Source organism: Streptomyces sp. NPDC007095, assembly GCF_040634475.1.
In the GTDB taxonomy this organism is placed as follows: Bacteria; Actinomycetota; Actinomycetes; order Streptomycetales; family Streptomycetaceae; genus Streptomyces.
Genome location: NZ_JBEYFS010000062.1, coordinates 19192 through 36678 on the forward strand (window position 1 = coordinate 19192; position 17487 = coordinate 36678).

At 70.3% G+C, this 17487-nt stretch carries 11 protein-coding genes; 4 read left to right on the forward strand and 7 right to left on the reverse strand.

From position 1 onward, the window contains the following. The first annotated feature begins 98 nt into the window (after positions 1 to 98). Both ABZ656_RS22190 and ABZ656_RS22195 read left to right on the forward strand, forming a co-directional pair. On the forward strand, positions 99 to 2150 hold the full coding sequence (locus tag ABZ656_RS22190) for a glycoside hydrolase family 31 protein (protein WP_360269972.1): 2052 nt from the start codon (positions 99 to 101) through the stop codon (positions 2148 to 2150). A 115-nt stretch (positions 2151 to 2265) separates the two neighbouring features. Continuing rightward, a complete protein-coding gene (locus tag ABZ656_RS22195; protein WP_101400967.1) occupies positions 2266 to 2757 on the forward strand; it encodes a hypothetical protein in 492 nt (163 codons plus the stop codon). Between the two features lie 18 nt (positions 2758 to 2775). Here ABZ656_RS22195 and ABZ656_RS22200 read toward each other — a convergent pair whose 3' ends face one another. From ABZ656_RS22200 to ABZ656_RS22230, 7 genes are all read right to left on the reverse strand, one after another. After that, on the reverse strand, positions 2776 to 3489 hold the full coding sequence (locus tag ABZ656_RS22200) for a hypothetical protein (RefSeq protein WP_101400966.1): 714 nt from the start codon (positions 3487 to 3489) through the stop codon (positions 2776 to 2778). A gap of 35 nt (positions 3490 to 3524) precedes the next feature. Continuing rightward, on the reverse strand, positions 3525 to 5774 hold the full coding sequence (locus ABZ656_RS22205) for a glycoside hydrolase N-terminal domain-containing protein (RefSeq protein WP_360269974.1): 2250 nt from the start codon (positions 5772 to 5774) through the stop codon (positions 3525 to 3527). Continuing rightward, entirely contained in the window at positions 5771 to 7750 is a 1980-nt protein-coding gene (locus tag ABZ656_RS22210) for a beta-galactosidase (RefSeq protein WP_360269976.1), read from the reverse strand. Before ABZ656_RS22210 ends, ABZ656_RS22205 begins: the two co-directional genes overlap by 4 nt. Further along, positions 7750 to 9996, reverse strand: a complete 2247-nt coding sequence (locus ABZ656_RS22215; protein WP_360269978.1) for a 1,4-beta-glucanase — start codon at positions 9994 to 9996, stop codon at positions 7750 to 7752. Before ABZ656_RS22215 ends, ABZ656_RS22210 begins: the two co-directional genes overlap by 1 nt. Before the next feature lie 150 nt (positions 9997 to 10146). Next, positions 10147 to 11082, reverse strand: coding sequence for a carbohydrate ABC transporter permease (locus ABZ656_RS22220; protein ID WP_101400962.1), 936 nt, complete (start codon positions 11080 to 11082; stop codon positions 10147 to 10149). Next, positions 11079 to 12113, reverse strand: a complete 1035-nt coding sequence (locus ABZ656_RS22225; protein ID WP_101400961.1) for an ABC transporter permease subunit — start codon at positions 12111 to 12113, stop codon at positions 11079 to 11081. The genes ABZ656_RS22220 and ABZ656_RS22225 overlap by 4 nt, the downstream gene beginning before the upstream one ends. A 27-nt stretch (positions 12114 to 12140) precedes the next feature. Next, the gene (locus tag ABZ656_RS22230) at positions 12141 to 13838 is read right to left on the reverse strand and encodes an extracellular solute-binding protein (RefSeq protein ID WP_101400960.1); all 1698 of its coding nucleotides are present in this window, start codon (positions 13836 to 13838) and stop codon (positions 12141 to 12143) included. Positions 13839 to 14214: 376 nt separating this feature from the next. On the opposite strand from ABZ656_RS22230, the gene ABZ656_RS22235 reads away from it, so the two are divergent. After that, entirely contained in the window at positions 14215 to 17070 is a 2856-nt protein-coding gene (locus ABZ656_RS22235; RefSeq protein ID WP_360269981.1) for a glycoside hydrolase family 3 C-terminal domain-containing protein, read from the forward strand. A gap of 106 nt (positions 17071 to 17176) precedes the next feature. Next, positions 17177 to 17353 carry a hypothetical protein gene (locus ABZ656_RS22240; protein WP_180362088.1) on the forward strand — a complete coding sequence of 59 codons (177 nt, stop codon included), beginning with the start codon at positions 17177 to 17179 and terminating at the stop codon, positions 17351 to 17353. The last annotated feature ends 134 nt before the right edge of the window (positions 17354 to 17487 follow it).

The window sequence follows — 17487 nt, forward strand, 5'->3', positions numbered from 1 at the left end:
GCCCCAGCCCCAGCCCCAGCGTTGTGCCCTCCTCGCCGGGCACCCCCATGTCTGCATGTCTGCATTCCTCATGTCTGCATTCCTTCAGGAGCGCCCCCGTGAATCAGCCTGCCGAAAACCAGACCCAGTCAGGCGCGGTCAGCCTCGCGCAGTCCTCCCCGACCGTCGGCACGTTCCGTGAGCGGGACGGCGCGCTGGAGTGGAGCGGACGTCAGGAGACCGTCCGTATCGAGCCCTGGGGCCCGGACGCGGTCCGGGTCCGCGCACGCCTGGGCGGCCCCGTGCTCGAAGGCCTCCCCGGCGCGCTCCTCGACGAGCCGCAGGTGACCGAGAGCACCGTCAAGATCCAGGACGGTGAGGGCCAGTTGACGGTCGGCGCACTGACCGTCGAGGTCAGCGCCGAGGGCGGGCTCCGCTTCCTCCGCTCGGCCGACGGCGCGGAACTCCTCGCCGAGGAACGCGCTCACTTCTGGTGGCCCGGCCCGCGCCTGTACACCCCGACGGGCAACGGCCACCACCGCCTGGAACAGCGCTTCGCCGCCTACGAGGGCGAGAAACTGTACGGCCTCGGCCAGCACCAGCACGGACTGTTCGACCAGAAGGGCACGGTCCTGGACCTGGTCCAGCGCAACGCCGAGGTCACCGTCCCGGTGCTCACGTCCAGCCGCGGGTACACGTTCCTGTGGAACTCCCCCGCGATCGGGCGGGTCGAGCTCGCGGGCAACGGCACCCGCTGGGTCGCCGACTCGGCCCGCCAGCTCGACTACTGGATCACCGCGGGCACCCCGGCCGACGCCCAGCGCCGCTACAGCGCCGCCACCGGCCGTACGCCGATGCTGCCCGAGTGGGCGGCCGGCTTCTGGCAGTGCAAGCTGCGCTACCGCACGCAGGACGAACTCCTCGGCGTGGCACGGGAGTACAAGCGACGGGGACTGCCCCTGTCCGCCATCGTCTGCGACTTCTTCCACTGGACCCACCTGGGCGACTGGAAGTTCGACCCGGCGGAGTGGCCCGACCCGGCGGCGATGCAGCGCGAGCTCGCCGAACTCGGCGTCAAGCTGGTCGTGTCCGTCTGGCCGTCGGTCTCCCCGCTCTCCGAGAACCACCCGCTCATGGAGCAGCACGGCTACTTCATCGGCACCGAGTACGGCCCGATGGCCCACGCCGACTGGCCCGACAAAGAGGTCGCCTCCACCGTCCAGGTGGCCTTCTACGACGCGACGAACCCCGGGGCCCGTGACTTCCTGTGGTCTCGCGTGAAGGACAACTACCTCGACCCGTACGGCATTTCGGCCTTCTGGCTGGACGCCTGCGAGCCGGAGCTGAAGCCGGGCTTCCAGGAGAACCTGCGTTACCACGCGGGCCCGGGTCTGGAGGTCGGCAACCTCTACCCCCGCGAGAACGCCCGCACCTTCTACGAAGGCATGCTCGCTGTCGGCGAGACCGAGGTCATCACTCTCAACCGCTCGGCGTGGGCGGGCAGTCAGCGCTACGGCGCCGCCCTGTGGTCCGGCGACATCGGCACCGACTTCGCGACCCTGCGCCGCCAGATCGCCGCGGGCCTCAACACCGCGCTCTCCGGCATCCCCTGGTGGAACACCGACATCGGCGGCTTCCACGGCGGCGATCCCGACGACCCGGCGTACCGCGAGGTGATGGTCCGCTGGTTCCAGTTCGGCGCGCTCTCCCCGCTGATGCGCCTGCACGGCTTCCGCGATCCCGGTATGCCGCTGGGCCCCGACATGACCGGCGGCCCGAACGAGGTCTGGTCGTACGGCGAGGAGGCCGGCGCGGTCCTGGAGAAGTACCTGCGGCTGCGCGAGCGTCTGAAGCCCTATGTGCTGGACGTCATGCGGGAGGCCCACGAGGAGGGGCTGCCGGTGATGCGCCCGCTGTTCCTCGAGTTCCCCGAGGACCACGCGGCCTGGTCGGTCGACGACTCCTATCTCTTCGGCTCCGACCTCCTGGTCGCGCCGGTGCTCACGGCGGGCGCGACAGTGCGTACGGCGTACCTTCCGGCGGGCGCCTGGTGGACCGACGCGTGGACCGGTGAGACGTACGAAGGCGGCGCGAACGTCACCGTCGACGCCCCTCTGGACCGCATCCCGCTGTTCCTGCGGGACGGGGCGCGGCTGCCTGTGGCGGAGTAGCCGCTCGCATGCGGGGAGGCCGGGCGGGCCTCCCCGCATGATCTGTGACGCTACCGTTGCCGGAACTGTGGCCTCCATCACAGCCGAGGCGATCTCGGGCTGCTGAAGTCACCGAATGGTGTACCTGCTCCTGCCGCTCGTCCCGGGGAGCCTGGTCGCGGCCTTCGCCTTCGTCGGGTACTGCTTCGGCACCCTCGGCCGGATCGGCCTGCGGCAGGCCGACCGCGTGGTGTGGCTGCGCGTCGTCGCCGCCCTCATGGGGGCCGCCACGGCCGTCCTGTACGTGTGGGGCCTGCTCCATCTGGTCGGCGCGGTCATGGACGCGGAGGAGAACGGCACCGACTCGGCACCGCTGCGGCCCTGTCGCACACCGGGCTGGGAGGAGTGGGCGCAGGACCCCGGCATCGTCGACTACACGGTGCGCTATCTGCCCCTCCGGTTCGTCTGCGAGACGGGGGACGGCGACAGCTATGTCACCGACGCCGTTCCCGGCTACCTGAACCCCAGCGTGCTGGGCTTCGCGCTGGCCGGCGCCGGGTGTGCCGGTGCCGCGCGGCTCGTATCGCGACGGCCCGGCCCCCGCGCGACGCGGGAACCGGGCCGCTGATGTCGCCTGGAGTGTCGGTCAACTACTGCTGACCGAGAGGCTGTTGGTCGCGAAGTCCAGACCGCCGGACGAGGACGTGATCTCGAAGCCGAACTGGAAGTCGCCGATTGTCACGTTGCCGAACCATCCCTTGGTGTCCTTGATCCACTTGAGGATCGGCAGGACGTCGACGGTGCCGGAGGTGGAGTTCGAGGTGCGCACGAAGGAGAAGACGTCGTTGGCTCCGTTGTTGCCCTTGTAGACGGTCCAGGTGTGGCCGCCGAGGGTGAGGGTGCCCTGCGAGGTGCCGAGCGGGCCGACGGCTCCGGTCTTGTTCACCCAGAGCATGACCTCGTACTTGTAGCCGGTGTCCCAGATGTCGTACGACGTGTTGTACGCGCCGGACGACGGGACCGTGACGTTGTAGCCGCTGCTGAGCGAGCCGAGCGAGGTGATCGACTTGTTGATCACCTTCTTGGCGTTCGGGTACGACTTGATGCCACCGGTGTTGGGGTGGTTGGCCCAAACTCCCCAATTGGTACCGGAGTTGGCCCAGATGCACTGGCTTCCCGCGCCGGAGCCCCAGATGTTGTTGTAGAGCGTGTACCCGTTGAGGCTGGTGTTCCCGTACTGCTCGCAGGAGCTCCAGACGGCCGCCTGAGCGGGGGCGGAGGCGAGACCGACGGTGGCGCCGAGCGCGAGCGCGGGGGCCAGCAGGGCCTTGGCGGCCCTGCCGAGTGTCCGTGTTGCCATGGTGTCCCTTCCATGGGTGGGGGGAACTGCGGGTGCTACTGCGGCCCCAGGGTGAGGACGCAGTCTTCTCCGGCGCTCAGGGAGAGCGGTCGCGCGCCGGCGGAAGTCCTGAGATCGATCCGCGTGGTGCGGGTGGGGCGGATGACGGCCGTGCGCTCCTCGGGACTCCAGGTCAGGTCGATCTCGGCGCCGAACCGGGTGCGGATGCCGTGGAGCCGGCCGCTCGGGTACGCCGTGGGGAGCGCGGGGAAGAGGACCAGCCGTCCGGGCGTGGACTGGACGAGCATCTCGATGAGCACGGCGGGGAGCGTGTGGGCGGCGTCCGCGTTGTAGACGTGCCGGTTCGGGTAGTGGCCGCTCATCAGGGAGACATGGAAGAAGTCCCCGGCCAGGACGTTGTCGAGGGCTCCCGCCACCCGCTGGGCGTCCCGCAGCCGGGCCGCCACGAGGGCGTGGTGCAGGTGGCCGTGCGCGGAGTCGTTCTCGGCGCCGCGCAGTACGAGGGCGCGGTGTGCCGCCGCGGCGAGCTCGGGGGTGTCGTACGGGTTGATCTCGTCGAGCGGCCAGACGCCGTAGAGGTGGCTGAGGTGCCGGTGGTCGTAGGTGTCGTCGAGGCCGGGCCAGGCCCACTCGGCGAGTGCCCCGTCGGCGTTGACGCGGTGCGGCGGCAGCCGGTCGGCGAGCGCGCGCCAGCGCTCGGCGTCGGGTCCGGGGTGGTGGTCGGCGGCCGTGCGGAGGGCGTGGCGTGCCGCGGAGAGGTCCATGGCGGCGTTGAGCGTGATCCAGCGCGCGGTGGCGGGCCGGTTCTCCGGCGAGTACGACGGCACGATCACGACGTGGCCGTTCTCGTCGGTCCGAGTGAGGAAGTCCTCGTAGAAATACGCCACTTCGGCGAGCGCGGCGGACAGGCGCGGATCGCGTGCGCCGCGCGTCTCGTCGTGGTCCACGAGGGGCTTCAGCAGCCAGTCGGCGCCCGCCGTCCACACATGCAGCGGGTACTCGCGGCTGAGGTGGTAGACGTGCCCGGACTCGCCGTCGGTGTGCGCGGGGGCGACGACACCCCGGGTGCCGAAGATCGCCCGGGCGTTGTCGCGCCAGTGCGGCAACTGGCCGTGGATCAGGGCGGCATGGGCCTCGGACACCTCCGGAAGCGCCGCCGCGGCGGCCGACGCCGTCTGGAGATTGACGTTGGCGTCGGTGGTGAAGGCTCCCGACCAGGCGGTGTCCCAGTCGCCGGTCCACAGCCCGGTCAGCCGTGGCGGCAGCGTTCCAGCGGCGGACAGCAGGTGGTGACGACCGGCCGCGAAGAGCCGTTCGAGCAGGGCGGGGCTCTTCGGACGGCGGACCAACTCCGAGCCGGGGAGCGCCCGTTCGGCCGGGTCGGCGCCCAGCTCCAGGCCCGCCCGCAGGTAGGCGGGGCGGTGCAGGGCGGTGTGCCGGGCGAGGAGACGGCCGTACGCGTCCTCGTCGCCGTCGGGCAGCAGGGCGCGCAGCTCACGGGCCTCGGCGAGTGCGTCCCACTCCCCCTTGTGCCGCCGTACCCGCGTGAGCAGCAGCACCGAACGCGCGCCCTCGACCCGTATCCCGGGCGGCGCGGTGAGCGTCCGGCCACCGGTGACCACGGCGAGCGTCACCCCGGTGTACGCCCGCTCGCTGCCCGGATAGCGGGCCCGCAGGGTGAGGAGAGCGCCCTCGGCGGTGAGGACGGAACTGTGGCCGACCGTCAGATCCGATGGGGCGCCCGGCAGTCGGTGGTCGAGCGTCACGTCGACGGTGAGGTCGGCCTCGGTCACGTGCTGGACGATGACGTCGTCCGCACGCGACACGAAGACCTCGCTGCGCCGGTCCCCGCACTCGGCGCGGACGACACCGGTGGTGAAGTCGGCCTCGCGCCGGTACGCGCGCGACTCCCGTGGCGCCCGGCGCAGCCGCACCTGGAAGGCCGGATGGAAGGGCTGCACCCACAGCAGCGGTCGCCCGTCGGTGAAGTCCTCCCCGGCGTCGACGTCACCGGCCAGCAACCGGTCCTGGACGCTCTTCAGCCGTTCGGCCAGCTCGGGCGGCCGGGCGGCCGCACTGCCGTTCGGGCGGACCAGGGAGTGGTGGTTGACGATGACCCGGTCGTCGTTCGGATCACCGAACACCATGACGCCGTGTCGGCCGTTCCCGCTCAAGAAGGCGTCTTCCCAGCGGGCGGCGGGGGCGGGCTCCCAGGTGCCGTGGACGGGAGCGTCGGTGGAGCCGTGGACGGGATCGTCCGTGGGGCCGCCCACGGGCTCGCTCATGGCGCTGCCTCCAGTACGACGACCCCGTACCGCCCCAGCTCCACGGCATCGACAACGTCCTGGCCGGTCAGCAGGTCGCGATGGCGTCCCGGCACCGGCACGGTCACCGTGTCCCGCCCGTGGTGGAGCAGGAAGAGCAGTTCGCCCCGGCGTACCGCCTCCACGTCCGCCGGGAGGTGGTCGAGTGGCGGCCGTACGCCCGCGTCCTCGGCGATCCCGGCGAGCAGCGGCCACAGCGCCTCGGGCTCGGGGAGGGTGGAGAGGTACCAGGCGCGGCCCTTGCGCAGCACGGCCGGAAGACCGTCCAGTTCACCGCCCTTGTACGGGACGACCGCGTAGGTGTCGTCCGCGGCCTCGATCTCCTCGGACCACAGCGTGCCCCGGAAGCCCTCGGCCTCGGCCTTCTCGTCGGCGTCCAGCGGCCACCACTCGTGCAGGGTGCGGATGCCGAAGAGTTCGCGCAGCCGCTCGTCCATGCCGCCGGGCCGTACCCGGTCGTCCTGGTCGGCGACACCGGTCAGGAAGCCGGAGACGAGGGTGCCACCGCCGCGTACGTACCCGACGAGGTTGTCGATCGCCCTGTCCGTCAGCAGATACAGCTGCGGGACGACGACCAGCTTGTACGCGGACAGGTCGTGCTCGGGGTGGGCGAAGGAGGCGGTGATGTCGGCCTCCCACAGCGCGCGGTGCCAGGCGCGTACGACGCTCTGGTGGTCGACCTCGGAGGACAGCCGCCCGTCCTGCTGACTCGCCCACCAGGCGTTCCAGTCCAGCAGTACGGCGACGTCGGCGCCGACGACCCGTGTATCCGTCACCTTGGCACTCAGCAGGGCGAGTTCGGACCCGATCCGCTTGACCTCCTGGAAGGTGCGGCCGCGCTCCCCCGCGTGGCTGACCATGCCGGAGTGGAATTTCTCGGCGCCCTGCCGGGACTGCCGCCACTGGAAATAGCAGACGGCGTCCGCGCCGCGGGCGACGGCCTGGAGGGACCAGAGCCGGTTGAGCCCGCGGGGCTTCGGGTGGTTCACACCACGCCAGTTCACGGGCCCCGCCGCCTGCTCCATGACCATCCAGGGCCCGCCGCGGGCCTGCGAGCGGGTCATGTCGTGGATGAGCGCGCCGTACTGGGCGCCGAGCGGGTCGCGCGGGTCCGGATAGATGTCGACGGAGACCACGTCCTCCCGCTCGGCCCACGCCCAGCCGTCCTGGCCCTGCCAGAACGGCATGAAGTTGGTGGTCACGGGGATGTGCGGGGTGTGCCGGGCGACGATGTCGCGTTCGGCGAGGTAGCACTCCAGGAGGGCGTCGGAGGTGAAGCGCTTGAAGTCGAGGACCTGGGTCGGATTGTTCATGTAGTGGGCGTGGCGCGGCGGGAGGACGCCTTCCCAGACGTCGTAGCCCTGGCTCCAGAAGGCGGTGCCCCAGGCGGTGTTGAGGGCGTCGAGCGTGCCGTACTTGCTCTGGAGCCAGCGCCGGAAGGCGGCGGCCGCCTCGTCGCCCCAGTCGTAGGTGCAGTACTCGTTGTTGATGTGCCACATCGTGAGGGCGGGATGGCCGCCGTAGCGGGCGGCGAGGTCTTCGGTGATGGCGGCGGCGTGGCGCCGGTAGACGGCGCTGGAGTGGGCGAAGTGCTGGCGGCCTCCCCACCACTCGACACGGCCGTCCGCGTCGCGGGGCAGGGTCTCCGGGTGGAGCCGGCCCATCCAGGGCGGGGGCGAGGAGGTGGGGGTGGCGAGGACGGCTCCGATGCCGTTCTCGTGCAGGAGGTCCATGAGTCGGTCGAGCCAGCCGAACTCCCGTGCGCCGGGCGTCGGTTCGAGCTTGGCCCAGGAGAAGACGCCGACGGTGACGGAGTTGACGCCGGCCTCCTTCATGAGCCGTATGTCCTCCTGCCAGAGTTCCTCCGGCCACTGCTCGGGGTTGTAGTCGCCGCCGAAGAGGATGCGGCCGCGGGTGGCGTCTGCGAGCGTCGGCATCAGACCGGCTCCCCGTACTGGATGCCGCGCCCGTTCGTACCGAGGTACACACGGCCGTACACACGCGGGTCTCCGGTGATGACCTCGCCGATCCAGCCCCACTGGTGGGCATCGTCGTTGATCCGCACCCAGGTCTCGGCCGCGTCGTCGGAGCGGTAGACGGCGGTGATCGTCTCCGTGGAGCCGACCTGGTAGACGGCCGGGTAGTCGGCGCCGTCGGCCGCCTTGCCGAAGCCGAGGGTGTACGAGGCCCAGCAACCGGCGATCCTGGCGAAGGTGACGCCACCGTCGGTGGACCGGTAGAGCCCGTTCCACTTCACGCTCAGCCACAGGTCACCGCTCCGCCCAGGGGCGGCGGCCAGCTTGAACTGGTTGTCCCCGGAGGGCAGTCCACCGGCACGGGCGGTGAAGGAGCGGCCACTGTCAGTGCTGGCGTACAGCGTTCCCGTGTCGGTGTCGTACGCGTAGAAGAGCGTCGGGTCGGCCGGGTCGGCGACCGGCGTGGCGCCCTTCGGGAAGGAGGAGACCTCGGACCAGGTCGCGCCGTTGTCCGCCGAGCGGTGAGCCGCGTACTTCGTGCCGTCCCAGTGCACGAAGGACCACAGCAGCGTACCGCCGTCGGCGCTGGTGGCGATCGGCCCCGGTGCGTTCTTGGCGATGTCGGGCTGGGCCGTGAAGGGTGCCCAGGTCCGCCCGCCGTCGTGGGAGTACGCGCCGTTGCCGTGGTCGCCCCAGCCCGTCCGGACGACGTACGACGGCTTGGCCGCGGCCTGCGCGAGTCCCGTCGCCGACCCGAACACGGGATTCGTCGCCATGCCGCGTGACGGAGACGCCGTGAGCCGCTCGTGGTACATCACGCCGATGTCCCCGAGTCCGCTGATCAGATGCGCCTCCCCGGCCGGGGGCGAGATCAGCTGGCGCACGGCCGTCTCCTCCAGACCGCGGATCCGCGGCGCCCAGCGCCTGAGGTCGCGGGTGCCGTAGAGGGTCGCGCCGGTCCCGTACACGAGGTGCTTCGAGTCGTACGGGTCAAGGGCGAGCGCCTGGATCCACCAGCCGAACTTCGGCTGGTCGTCTCCCCAGTCGAGGAAAGGAGTCTCGGACACGTCGAAGACAGCCACGTCCTTGAGGGACGCCCAGGTACGGCCACCGTCGGTGGACCGGAACACGGTGTCGCCGTCGGCCCACCGGTTGTTGGTGGAGACGACGACGGTGCCCGCGCGGCGGGCGTCGACGGCGACACCGCCATAGGCGAAGGTGTCCGCCGAGCTCCCACCGCTCAACGCGTGGGCGGCGCTCCCAGCCGTCGTGCCACCCGGCTTCACCGGAGTGACCTCGGTCCACTTCCCGGTCGCCGTGCGCAGCTTGTGCACGCTGCCGTCGGACTGGCCGCCTGGGCCGGGCGCGTCGCCGTACGTCACGTACAGCTCGCGGGTGAGCCGGTCGTACGCGGCGCGGAGCGGGACCTTGGCGGCGGTGCCGGACGGCTGCCCGGGGACGGCCTCCCAGGTCGTGCCGTCGGAGGTGCGGTACAGGTTCGCCGTGCCCGTGGTGCCGTCGCCGTCGCCCCAGCCGGCGTAGACGGCGCGCCCGGCCGCGACGAGGAAGGTGATGCCCTGCCCGGCGGAGTTCGCGTTCGCCGGGAAGGTACCCACGCCCGCCCAGGTGGCGCCCCGGTCCGTGGACTTGAGCAGCCCGTCGTGTCTGGTCCCCAGCCACAGGGTGTCGTTGTCGCGCGGGTCGACGAGGAGCCGCTCCCCGGCCCCTCGCCCGTCCTCGTTGGCGCCGAGCTTCACGTTCAGGTCGGTGCGGGTCCAGGTGGCACCGCGGTCGTCGGAGCGCAGGACCGCGCCGTTGCCCGCCCACGACTGGGCGTACGTGCCGAGGGCGAGGTAGAGCCGGTCCGGGTGCGCGGGGTCGACGGCGAGCGACTCGACACCGAGCAGGTTCCAGTCGTCCCAGCCGAGGTGGTCGGTGAGCGGGGTCCAGCGGGCGGCGCGCTCGTCCCAGCGGTAGGCGCCGCCGATGTCGGTCCGGGCATAGGCGAGCCCTCGTACGGCCGGGTGGAACAGCACCCCGGTGATGAACCCGGTACCGCCGATGACGGCGTTGCGCCAGCGGTAGGAGGGGGTGGCGGCGGTGACCTCGGCGGCGTGCGCGCGGCCCTGCGGGAGCGCCACGGTGGTGAGCGCGGTGGCGGCACTCCCGGCGAGAACGGCACGGCGGCTCAGTCGGGACGCGTGCATGACATACCTCGTTCTACGGAGAGACGGTCAGGGGAGTTACCTGAGGGGCGCGGGGCCGTATCGATATACGGCTCCGCCGCGTGGGCGCGGCCGGCCACGAACGAGCCGCGGTCGCCGAGCAACCGGAGAGTCCTCTTCGACAGGCGCCGGTCAGCCCTTCACCGCGCCCGTCAACATGCCCTTCCTGAAATGCCGCTGCACGAACGGCGACAACACGGCCACCGGAAGCAACGCCATCACCATGACCGCCATCTGCACGGCCAGGCCCGACAGTTGGCCGGTCTTGATGGCCTGGCCGAGGCCCACCGGGGCCTCCTGCTTCTGCACGAGCTGGATCATGACGTTCTGCAGCGGCATCATGTCCTGGTCGTTGAGGTAGAGCGAGGCGTTGAACCAGGCGCTCCAGTACCCGACGGCGTAGAAGAGGGTGATCACCGCGAGGACGGCGCGGGAGAGCGGCATGACGATCCGCAACAGAATGCGGAGGTCACCGGCGCCGTCGATGCGGGCACTGTCGATGAGTTCCTGCGAGATGCCCATGAAGAAGCCGCGCAGCACCAGGATGTTGAAGACGCTGATCGCGCTCGGGAGGATCAGCGCGAGATAGCTGTCGGTCAGGCCCAGCGACTGCACCAGCAGATAGGTCGGGATGAGACCGGCGCTGAAGAACATGGTCGCCAGCAGCGTCATCAGGATCCAGCGGTGGCCGAGCGAGCCGATGCGGGAGAGGCCGTAGGCACACAGGACGGACACCGCCATGGAGAACAGCGTCCCGACTAGGGTGATCAGGATGCTGATGACCGAGGCGCGGGTGACCTGGCCGCCGCTGAGGAGTTCCTTGTAGGCGACGAAGGTGATGCCCTTGGGCACCATCACCAGGCCTCCGGCCTCGTCGATGGTCTTCCGTGAGGAGAGGCTGGTGACGATGACGATCCACAGCGGGAAGAAGATCCCCAGGCAGGCGAGGGTCAGCACGAGTCCCTTGCCCGCGAGGCCTGCCTTGCTGGGCTCTTCCTCCCACACCGGCCGGGGCGGCGCGGCCAGGCGGCCGGGGCCGCGCACGGGTTTGTCGATGACTGCGGTCACTTCTTGTACACCCCCTGCTCGCCCATGAGATGGGCCACCTTGTTCGCGGCGAGGACCAGGCCGAGGCTGACCACGCCCTTGATCAGTCCGGCGGCCGCCGCGTAGCCGAAGTCCTGGTTGCGGACGCCGTTCCACCAGACGAAGGTGTCGAGGACCTCCGCCGCTCCTGGTCCGACGGCGTCGCGCTGGAGCAGGATCTGTTCGAAGCCGACGGTGAGGGCGTCACCGACGCGGAGCACCAACAGCAGGGCGATCACCGGGCGCAGCGCGGGCAACGTGACGTGCCACATGCGGCGCCAGCGACCCGCGCCGTCCATCGCGGCGGCCTCGTACAGGTCCGGGCTGACCGAGGACAGCGCGGCGAGGAAGACGATGATCCCCCAGCCGGCGTCCTTCCACACGCTCTCCGCGGTGATCAGGAACTTGAAGGTGTTGGGGTCGGTCATGATGTCGAGACCGTCGTACCCGTGCTGCCGCAGCAACTGCGAGAGGATTCCGGCGCCGCCGAAGAGCTGCTGGAAGACGGCGATGACCAGCACCCAGGAGAAGAAGTGCGGCAGGTAGAGGATGGCCTGCGAGAGCGCCCGGACCCTGGGCCTGACCACGCTGTTGATGAGCAGCGCGAGCACGATCGGGATCGGGAAGTACAGGACGAGCTGGAGGAAGAACAGCACGAGGGTGTTCTGCACGGCGCTCCAGAACGCCGAGTCCGCGAAGACCCGCTGGAAGTTCTCGATGCCCACCCAGGGGCTGTGCAGCATGGAGACGATGCCGTTGTCGCTGATGTACGGGTCGTAGTCCTGGAAGGCGACGATGTTGCCGAGGATCGGCACGTAGTTGAAGAGCAGGACCAGCAGGACCGCCGGCAGCGTCATCAGGAGCAGGACGCGGTCGCGTCTGAACCTGAGCCGCAGGCTCACCTTCCCGGAGGGGCGTTTCTCCCGGGAACCGGTGGCGCCGCCGGACGCCACCGGGGTCTTCCCTGTCGTGTCGGCCTCGGTCCCGCTCCGAGGCACCGTGCTGTGGGACACGGCCGTTCTCCTTGCCTCGGTACCCGGTCAGCTCGTCGCCGAGCCGTTCTCGTCGAGCAGCTTCTTGTACCAGTCGCGCAGTTTGTCGCCGCCCTTGCTCTTCCAGTCGGAGACGGCCTGCTGCATGTCGCTGATCTTCTTGCGGCCGCGGACGATGTCGTCCTCCAGCTGCTCGAAGTCGTTGGAGAGGTTGGTGTAGCGGGAGGGCTCGGTGATCTGCATGCCGTAGAAGGAGGACTTCTTGGTGAAGGCGCCCATCCGCTGCTGCCACTCGACCTGTGCCTTGGCGACCTCGGGAAAGTCGGGGTGGGCGATGGTCGCGGTCGGGCTCGCGACCATGACGTAGGCGTTGATGACCTCGTTGTTGCCCTGGTCGGTCTTGGTGGGAACGCCGTTCTTGACGGTGTAGTGGGTGCCCTCGACGCCGTAGTTGGTGAGCATGTACTCCTTGGTGCCGTACGGTGCGGCGGTGACGTTCGCGACGGCGAGCACGTCACGGATCACGGACTCGGAGGCCTTCTTGCTGACGAAGGCGAAGATGCCGGCCGGCTGCTCGGCCCAGAGGGTCGGGGCACCGCCGTCGTGGCCGAAGATGTCCATGCCCCAGATCTTGTAGTCCGGGTTCTGGGTGGCCTGTTCGGCGGTGCGGCTCCACCACTGCGAGATGTTCTGGGCGTAGATGAGGAACTCGCCGGCCGCGAACTTGGGGCCCGGGTCGGTGGCCGCGCTCTTGCCCAGTCTGGCGTCCGGGTGGACGTATCCGGCGGCGAACAGCTTGCGGGTCCACTCCAGCGCTTCGAGGTACTCCTGGGTCTCGATGCGGTAGACCATCTTGCCGTCGACGAGGTTCCAGCCGAGCGGCTTCTCACTGCCCGAGAGCACACCGAAGGACTGGAAGGCGGTCCACTTCATGTCGAGGCAGGCCCACCGCTTGGCCTTGGCGTTGGTGATCTCCTTGCACAGCGCCGTGAACTCGTCGGCCGAGGTGGGGATTTCGTACCCCTCCTTGTCGAAGATGTCCTTGCGGTACAGGGGCACGATGCCGGTGACGTACGGGGCCGGCTGCGGCAGGCCGCGCAGTTTGCCGCCGAAGAGGGAGCGCTGCCAGGCGTCCGTCGGGATCGCCGCGAGGTTCGGGTACTCCTTGATCGCGTCCCCGGAGAGGTACGGGCCGAGGTCCGCGAACTTGCCGATGATGGCGCTGGGTATCTTGCCGCCCATGTTCCAGCCGGGGATGACCACGACGTCCGGGATGTCACTGGAGGCCAGGACCGCGCCGAGCTTCTGGTCGTAGGTGTTGCCGTCCTGGTTCTGCCACTGGACATCGACACCGATCAGGTCGTTCATCGCCTTGTAGTAGGCGTTGTCCCCCTTCGGCGGGGAACCCCAGAACGGCGACATGATGCTGACCTTGCCGCCCTTGCCGAGCTTCTTCGGCACCGAGGTCTTCAGGGAAGCGATGTCGAGCTTGCTGGTGAAGCCGACCGCGGAGCCGTTCTTGGCGGCGATGTCAGGGGTCACGACGTTGGTCGCGACGTAGGCCGGCAGCAGCTTCTTGGCGTTCTTGCCCGCCGACGTGCCCCCGCCCGAGCCGCTGTCCGAGCCCCCGCAGGCGGCGAGCAGCGGCATCCCTCCCGCGACCGCCGCGGCGGCGACCGCCGTGGAGGCGAGGAAGCTTCTCCGGCTGGGAGCGGAGGTGGCGGAGGTGGCGGCGTTCGGCGTCATTGCGTCAACCCTTCATGGCGCACAGCAGGACACCCGGCGGTGGAGCCGTCGGCTGCGGTGTCTTGAGTGGAACTGGCTGAGCCGAAGCGGTCCTCGGAGGACTACGTGGAGGACTGCGTACTCCCGAGGGAGCCGCCCCACTAGTCGAAGCGCTTCGATGTTGCTGCGAGGTTAAGTGAACACCTGGGGGTGCACAAGAGCCGATTCCAAGATTCCTCGGAGGTGTGAAGGACTGGACCGGACTCATCCGGCGCTTGAAATGCCAATGAGGAAACGGAGTTGTTGCGTCGAGGTGTCTTGACACCCACCCCTCGGGCGATCGAGCATCGAAGCGCTTCGAAAGCACCCCGTCGCTCCACCGCAAAGGGATCACCACGTGACCGCACAAACGCCGCCTACGCCGCCTTTTCGCGATCCGCGGCTGCCGTTCGCGAAGCGCATCGACGATCTGCTGGCGCGGCTCACGCTCGACGAGCGCATCGCGTTCCTGCACCAGTTCGCGCCCGCCGTGGAGCGACTCGGGGTGGCCGCGTTCCGCACCGGCCAGGAGGCGCTGCACGGTGTGGCCTGGATGGGCCCGGCGACGGTCTTCCCCCAGGCCGTCGGCCTCGGCGCGACCTGGAACGACGAACTCGTACGCCGCGTCGGCGAGGCGGTCTCGACCGAGGTCCGCGCGATGCGCGCCCGCGACGACCGGGTGGGCCTCAACGTCTGGTCCCCCACGGTCAATCTGCTGCGCCACCCGCTGTGGGGCCGCAACGAGGAGGGCTACTCGGAGGACCCGAAGCTCACCTCCGCGATCGCCACTGCGTACACCCGGGGCCTGCGCGGCGACCACCCCGACCACTGGCGCACGGCCCCCGTCCTCAAGCACTGGCTCGCCCACAACAACGAGACGGACAGGGACACCACCTCCTCCTCGGTCCGCCCTCGCGTGCTGCACGAGTACGACCTGCGGGCCTTCCGCGCGACCGTCGAGGCGGGCGCGGTGGCGGGCGTGATGCCGGCGTACAACCTGGTCAACGGCCGCCCCAACCACGTCTCCCCGTACCTCCGGGAACACCTGCGCACCTGGACGGACCAGGACCTCCTGGTGTGCTCCGACGCGGGTGCCCCCTCCAACCTGGTCGACTCCGAGCACTACTTCGACACCCACGAGGAGGCGACCGCCGCCGCGATCCTCGCCGGGGTCGACAGCTTCACGGACCACGGAACGGACGGTTCGAAGATCGTGGACCGGGTCCGAGGGGCCTTGGGGAAGGGCCTGCTGAGCGAGACGGACATCGACGCGGCCGTCCGCCGCCAGCTCGCGATCCGCTTCCGGCTCGGCGAGTTCGACCCGCACACGGACCCCCATGCCGGCGCCTCGGGCTTCGACACCCCGGCCCACCGCGCGCTCGCCCGGGAGGCGGCCGAGCAGGCGATCGTCCTCCTCAAGAACGACGGCCTGCTGCCACTCGGCCCGGGCGTGCGCGTCGCCGTCGTGGGCCTCCTCGCCGACGAGTGCAAGCTCGACTGGTACAGCGGCACACTCATCCACCGCTCCACACCGCTGGAGGGTCTGTACGAGCGCTTCGGCGCCGAGCACGTCGACTTCGCCGAGGGCGTGGACCGCGTACGCCTGAGGACCTCCTCCGGCACCTATCTGTCGGTGCCCCTCGCCGGGGACGCGGACGACGAGGTGCGCGGCGCCGGGGGCGCGCTGGACCCGGCCCTGCTCGCGGGCCGCACGGACCTGCCGCCCCTCACCACCGACGCCACCGGCACCGACCTCGCGCTGATCGACTGGGGCGAGGGGCTGCTGACCCTGCGGGCCCCCGACGGCCGCTACCTCTCGGTCGCCGAGGACGGCTACCTCCGCGCGTCCGCCGACCAGCCGGGTGGCTGGGTCGTCCAGGAGACGTTCCGCCTCGAACCGGCGGATTCCCGCTCCGGATCCCATGGGAGCGGCCACCTCCTGAGGCATGTCGGGACGGGTGGACACCTCTGTGTCGCCGCCGACGGCGTCAGGGTTGCCGACGACGCCCCGGAGATTTTCGAGCTGGAGTTCACCGAGCGCGGCGAGGACGCCGTGGCCCGCGTGGCCCAGGCGGCCGACGTGGTCGTGGTCGTGGCGGGCAACGACCCGCACATCAACGGCCGCGAGACGGAGGACCGCAGCACCCTCCGGCTCCCCGCCCACCAGGAGCGCCTGCTGCGCGCCGCCCGCGCCGCGAACCCGGACACCGTCCTCGCCCTGGTCTCGGCGTACCCCTACGCGGTGGACCCCAGCGACCTCCCCGCCGTCATGTGGACCGCACACGGCGGCCAGGCGGCGGGCACCGCCCTGGCCCGCGTCCTGGCCGGCGACGTCTCCCCCGCGGGCCGCCTCCCGCAGACCTGGTACGCCTCCGACACGGACCTGCCCGACCTGCTCGACTACGACGTGATCGGCGGCCGCCAGACGTATCTGTACTTCGAGGGCACCCCGCTGTTCCCGTTCGGCCACGGTCTCGCGTACACGACGTTCGCGTACGAGGATCTGGAGGTCACCGAGGCGGAAGCCGTACTGAAGGTTTCCTTCACGGTCTCCAACACGGGCGAGGCGCCCGCGGACGAGGTGGCCCAGCTCTACGGGCGCGCCGTGGACCCGTCGGTGCCGCGCCCCCGCCGCGAGCTGCTGGCCCACCGGCGCCTCCACCTCGCCCCCGGCACCTCGGAGCGGCTGACCTTCGAACTCCCCCTCTCCGCGCTGGAGTTCTGGGACGTGGCGGTCGGCAGGACCCGTCTGGAGCCGGGCGCGTACGAACTTCTCGCGGGCGCGTCCAGCGAGGACATCCGTCTGCGCACCACGACCGACCTCGCAGGCGAGCCCGCCACCCCCCGTCCGGTGCGCGAACTCGGCCTGAACGCAGTCGACTTCGACGAACAGCGGGACGTCGAGATCGTCGACCGTACGAAGGTGTCGGGCGACGCGGTGACGCCGAGGGCCGACGCGACGGGCGAACTCGCCTACCGCGGCTGCAACTTCGCAAGCGGCGTCACGCGGGTCGATGTCGAGGCATCCGGCGAAGGAGTCGTCGAGGTGTCGCTGGACGGGGGCCCGTCACTCGCGACGGTCACCTTCGGCGGGACGAAGAGCCCGTACGACTACACGACCACCGGCGCCGAGTTCGCGGCCGACGGTGTGCACGACCTGCGTCTCAGGCTGCGCGGCCCACTACGGGTCGCGCGGGTCGACTTCTCCGGTTGAGGGTCCGGACAGGCCGACCACCAGGGAAGGGCCCGGCACCGGAAGGCATCGGTGCCGGGCCTTTCGTGCGGGGGGAACGTCCGCCGACCGCCGTTCCAGCGAGCCCGTGAAACGTTTGAGTGCCCGCGCCGCGGCGGCCCGTGATCCGGTGTTCCATGCCATCGCACCGGCCGAGGCGAATGTCCGGCTCACGATGGCAGCGGGCGTGGCGGGCACGGGAAAGGGGTTGTTCGCCACCTCCCTGGACGACGCCGCACAGCGGCTTCCGCGGGGCGAGTCGTAGGCCATTTCCGCCCATTCCCGCACGGAGAGCGGCCCACCCTGTGCAACCTCTGTACGCCGGGAACGCCCTGCGATAGCTTCACGTCACCCCCTGGGACTGAATCGTTTCAATCAATGGTGATGAGAGATGAGGCA

Bases quoted from the DNA above. Each gene is read 5' to 3' on its own strand.
- ABZ656_RS22210 (WP_360269976.1), bottom strand. From the start codon at position 7,750: ATGCCGACGCTCGCAGACGCCACCCGCGGCCGCATCCTCTTCGGCGGC.
- ABZ656_RS22195 (WP_101400967.1), top strand. From the start codon at position 2,266: ATGGTGTACCTGCTCCTGCCGCTCGTCCCGGGGAGCCTGGTCGCGGCC.
- ABZ656_RS22205 (WP_360269974.1), bottom strand. From the start codon at position 5,774: ATGAGCGAGCCCGTGGGCGGCCCCACGGACGATCCCGTCCACGGCTCC.
- ABZ656_RS22200 (WP_101400966.1), bottom strand. From the start codon at position 3,489: ATGGCAACACGGACACTCGGCAGGGCCGCCAAGGCCCTGCTGGCCCCC.
- ABZ656_RS22230 (WP_101400960.1), bottom strand. From the start codon at position 13,838: ATGACGCCGAACGCCGCCACCTCCGCCACCTCCGCTCCCAGCCGGAGA.
- ABZ656_RS22215 (WP_360269978.1), bottom strand. From the start codon at position 9,996: ATGCACGCGTCCCGACTGAGCCGCCGTGCCGTTCTCGCCGGGAGTGCC.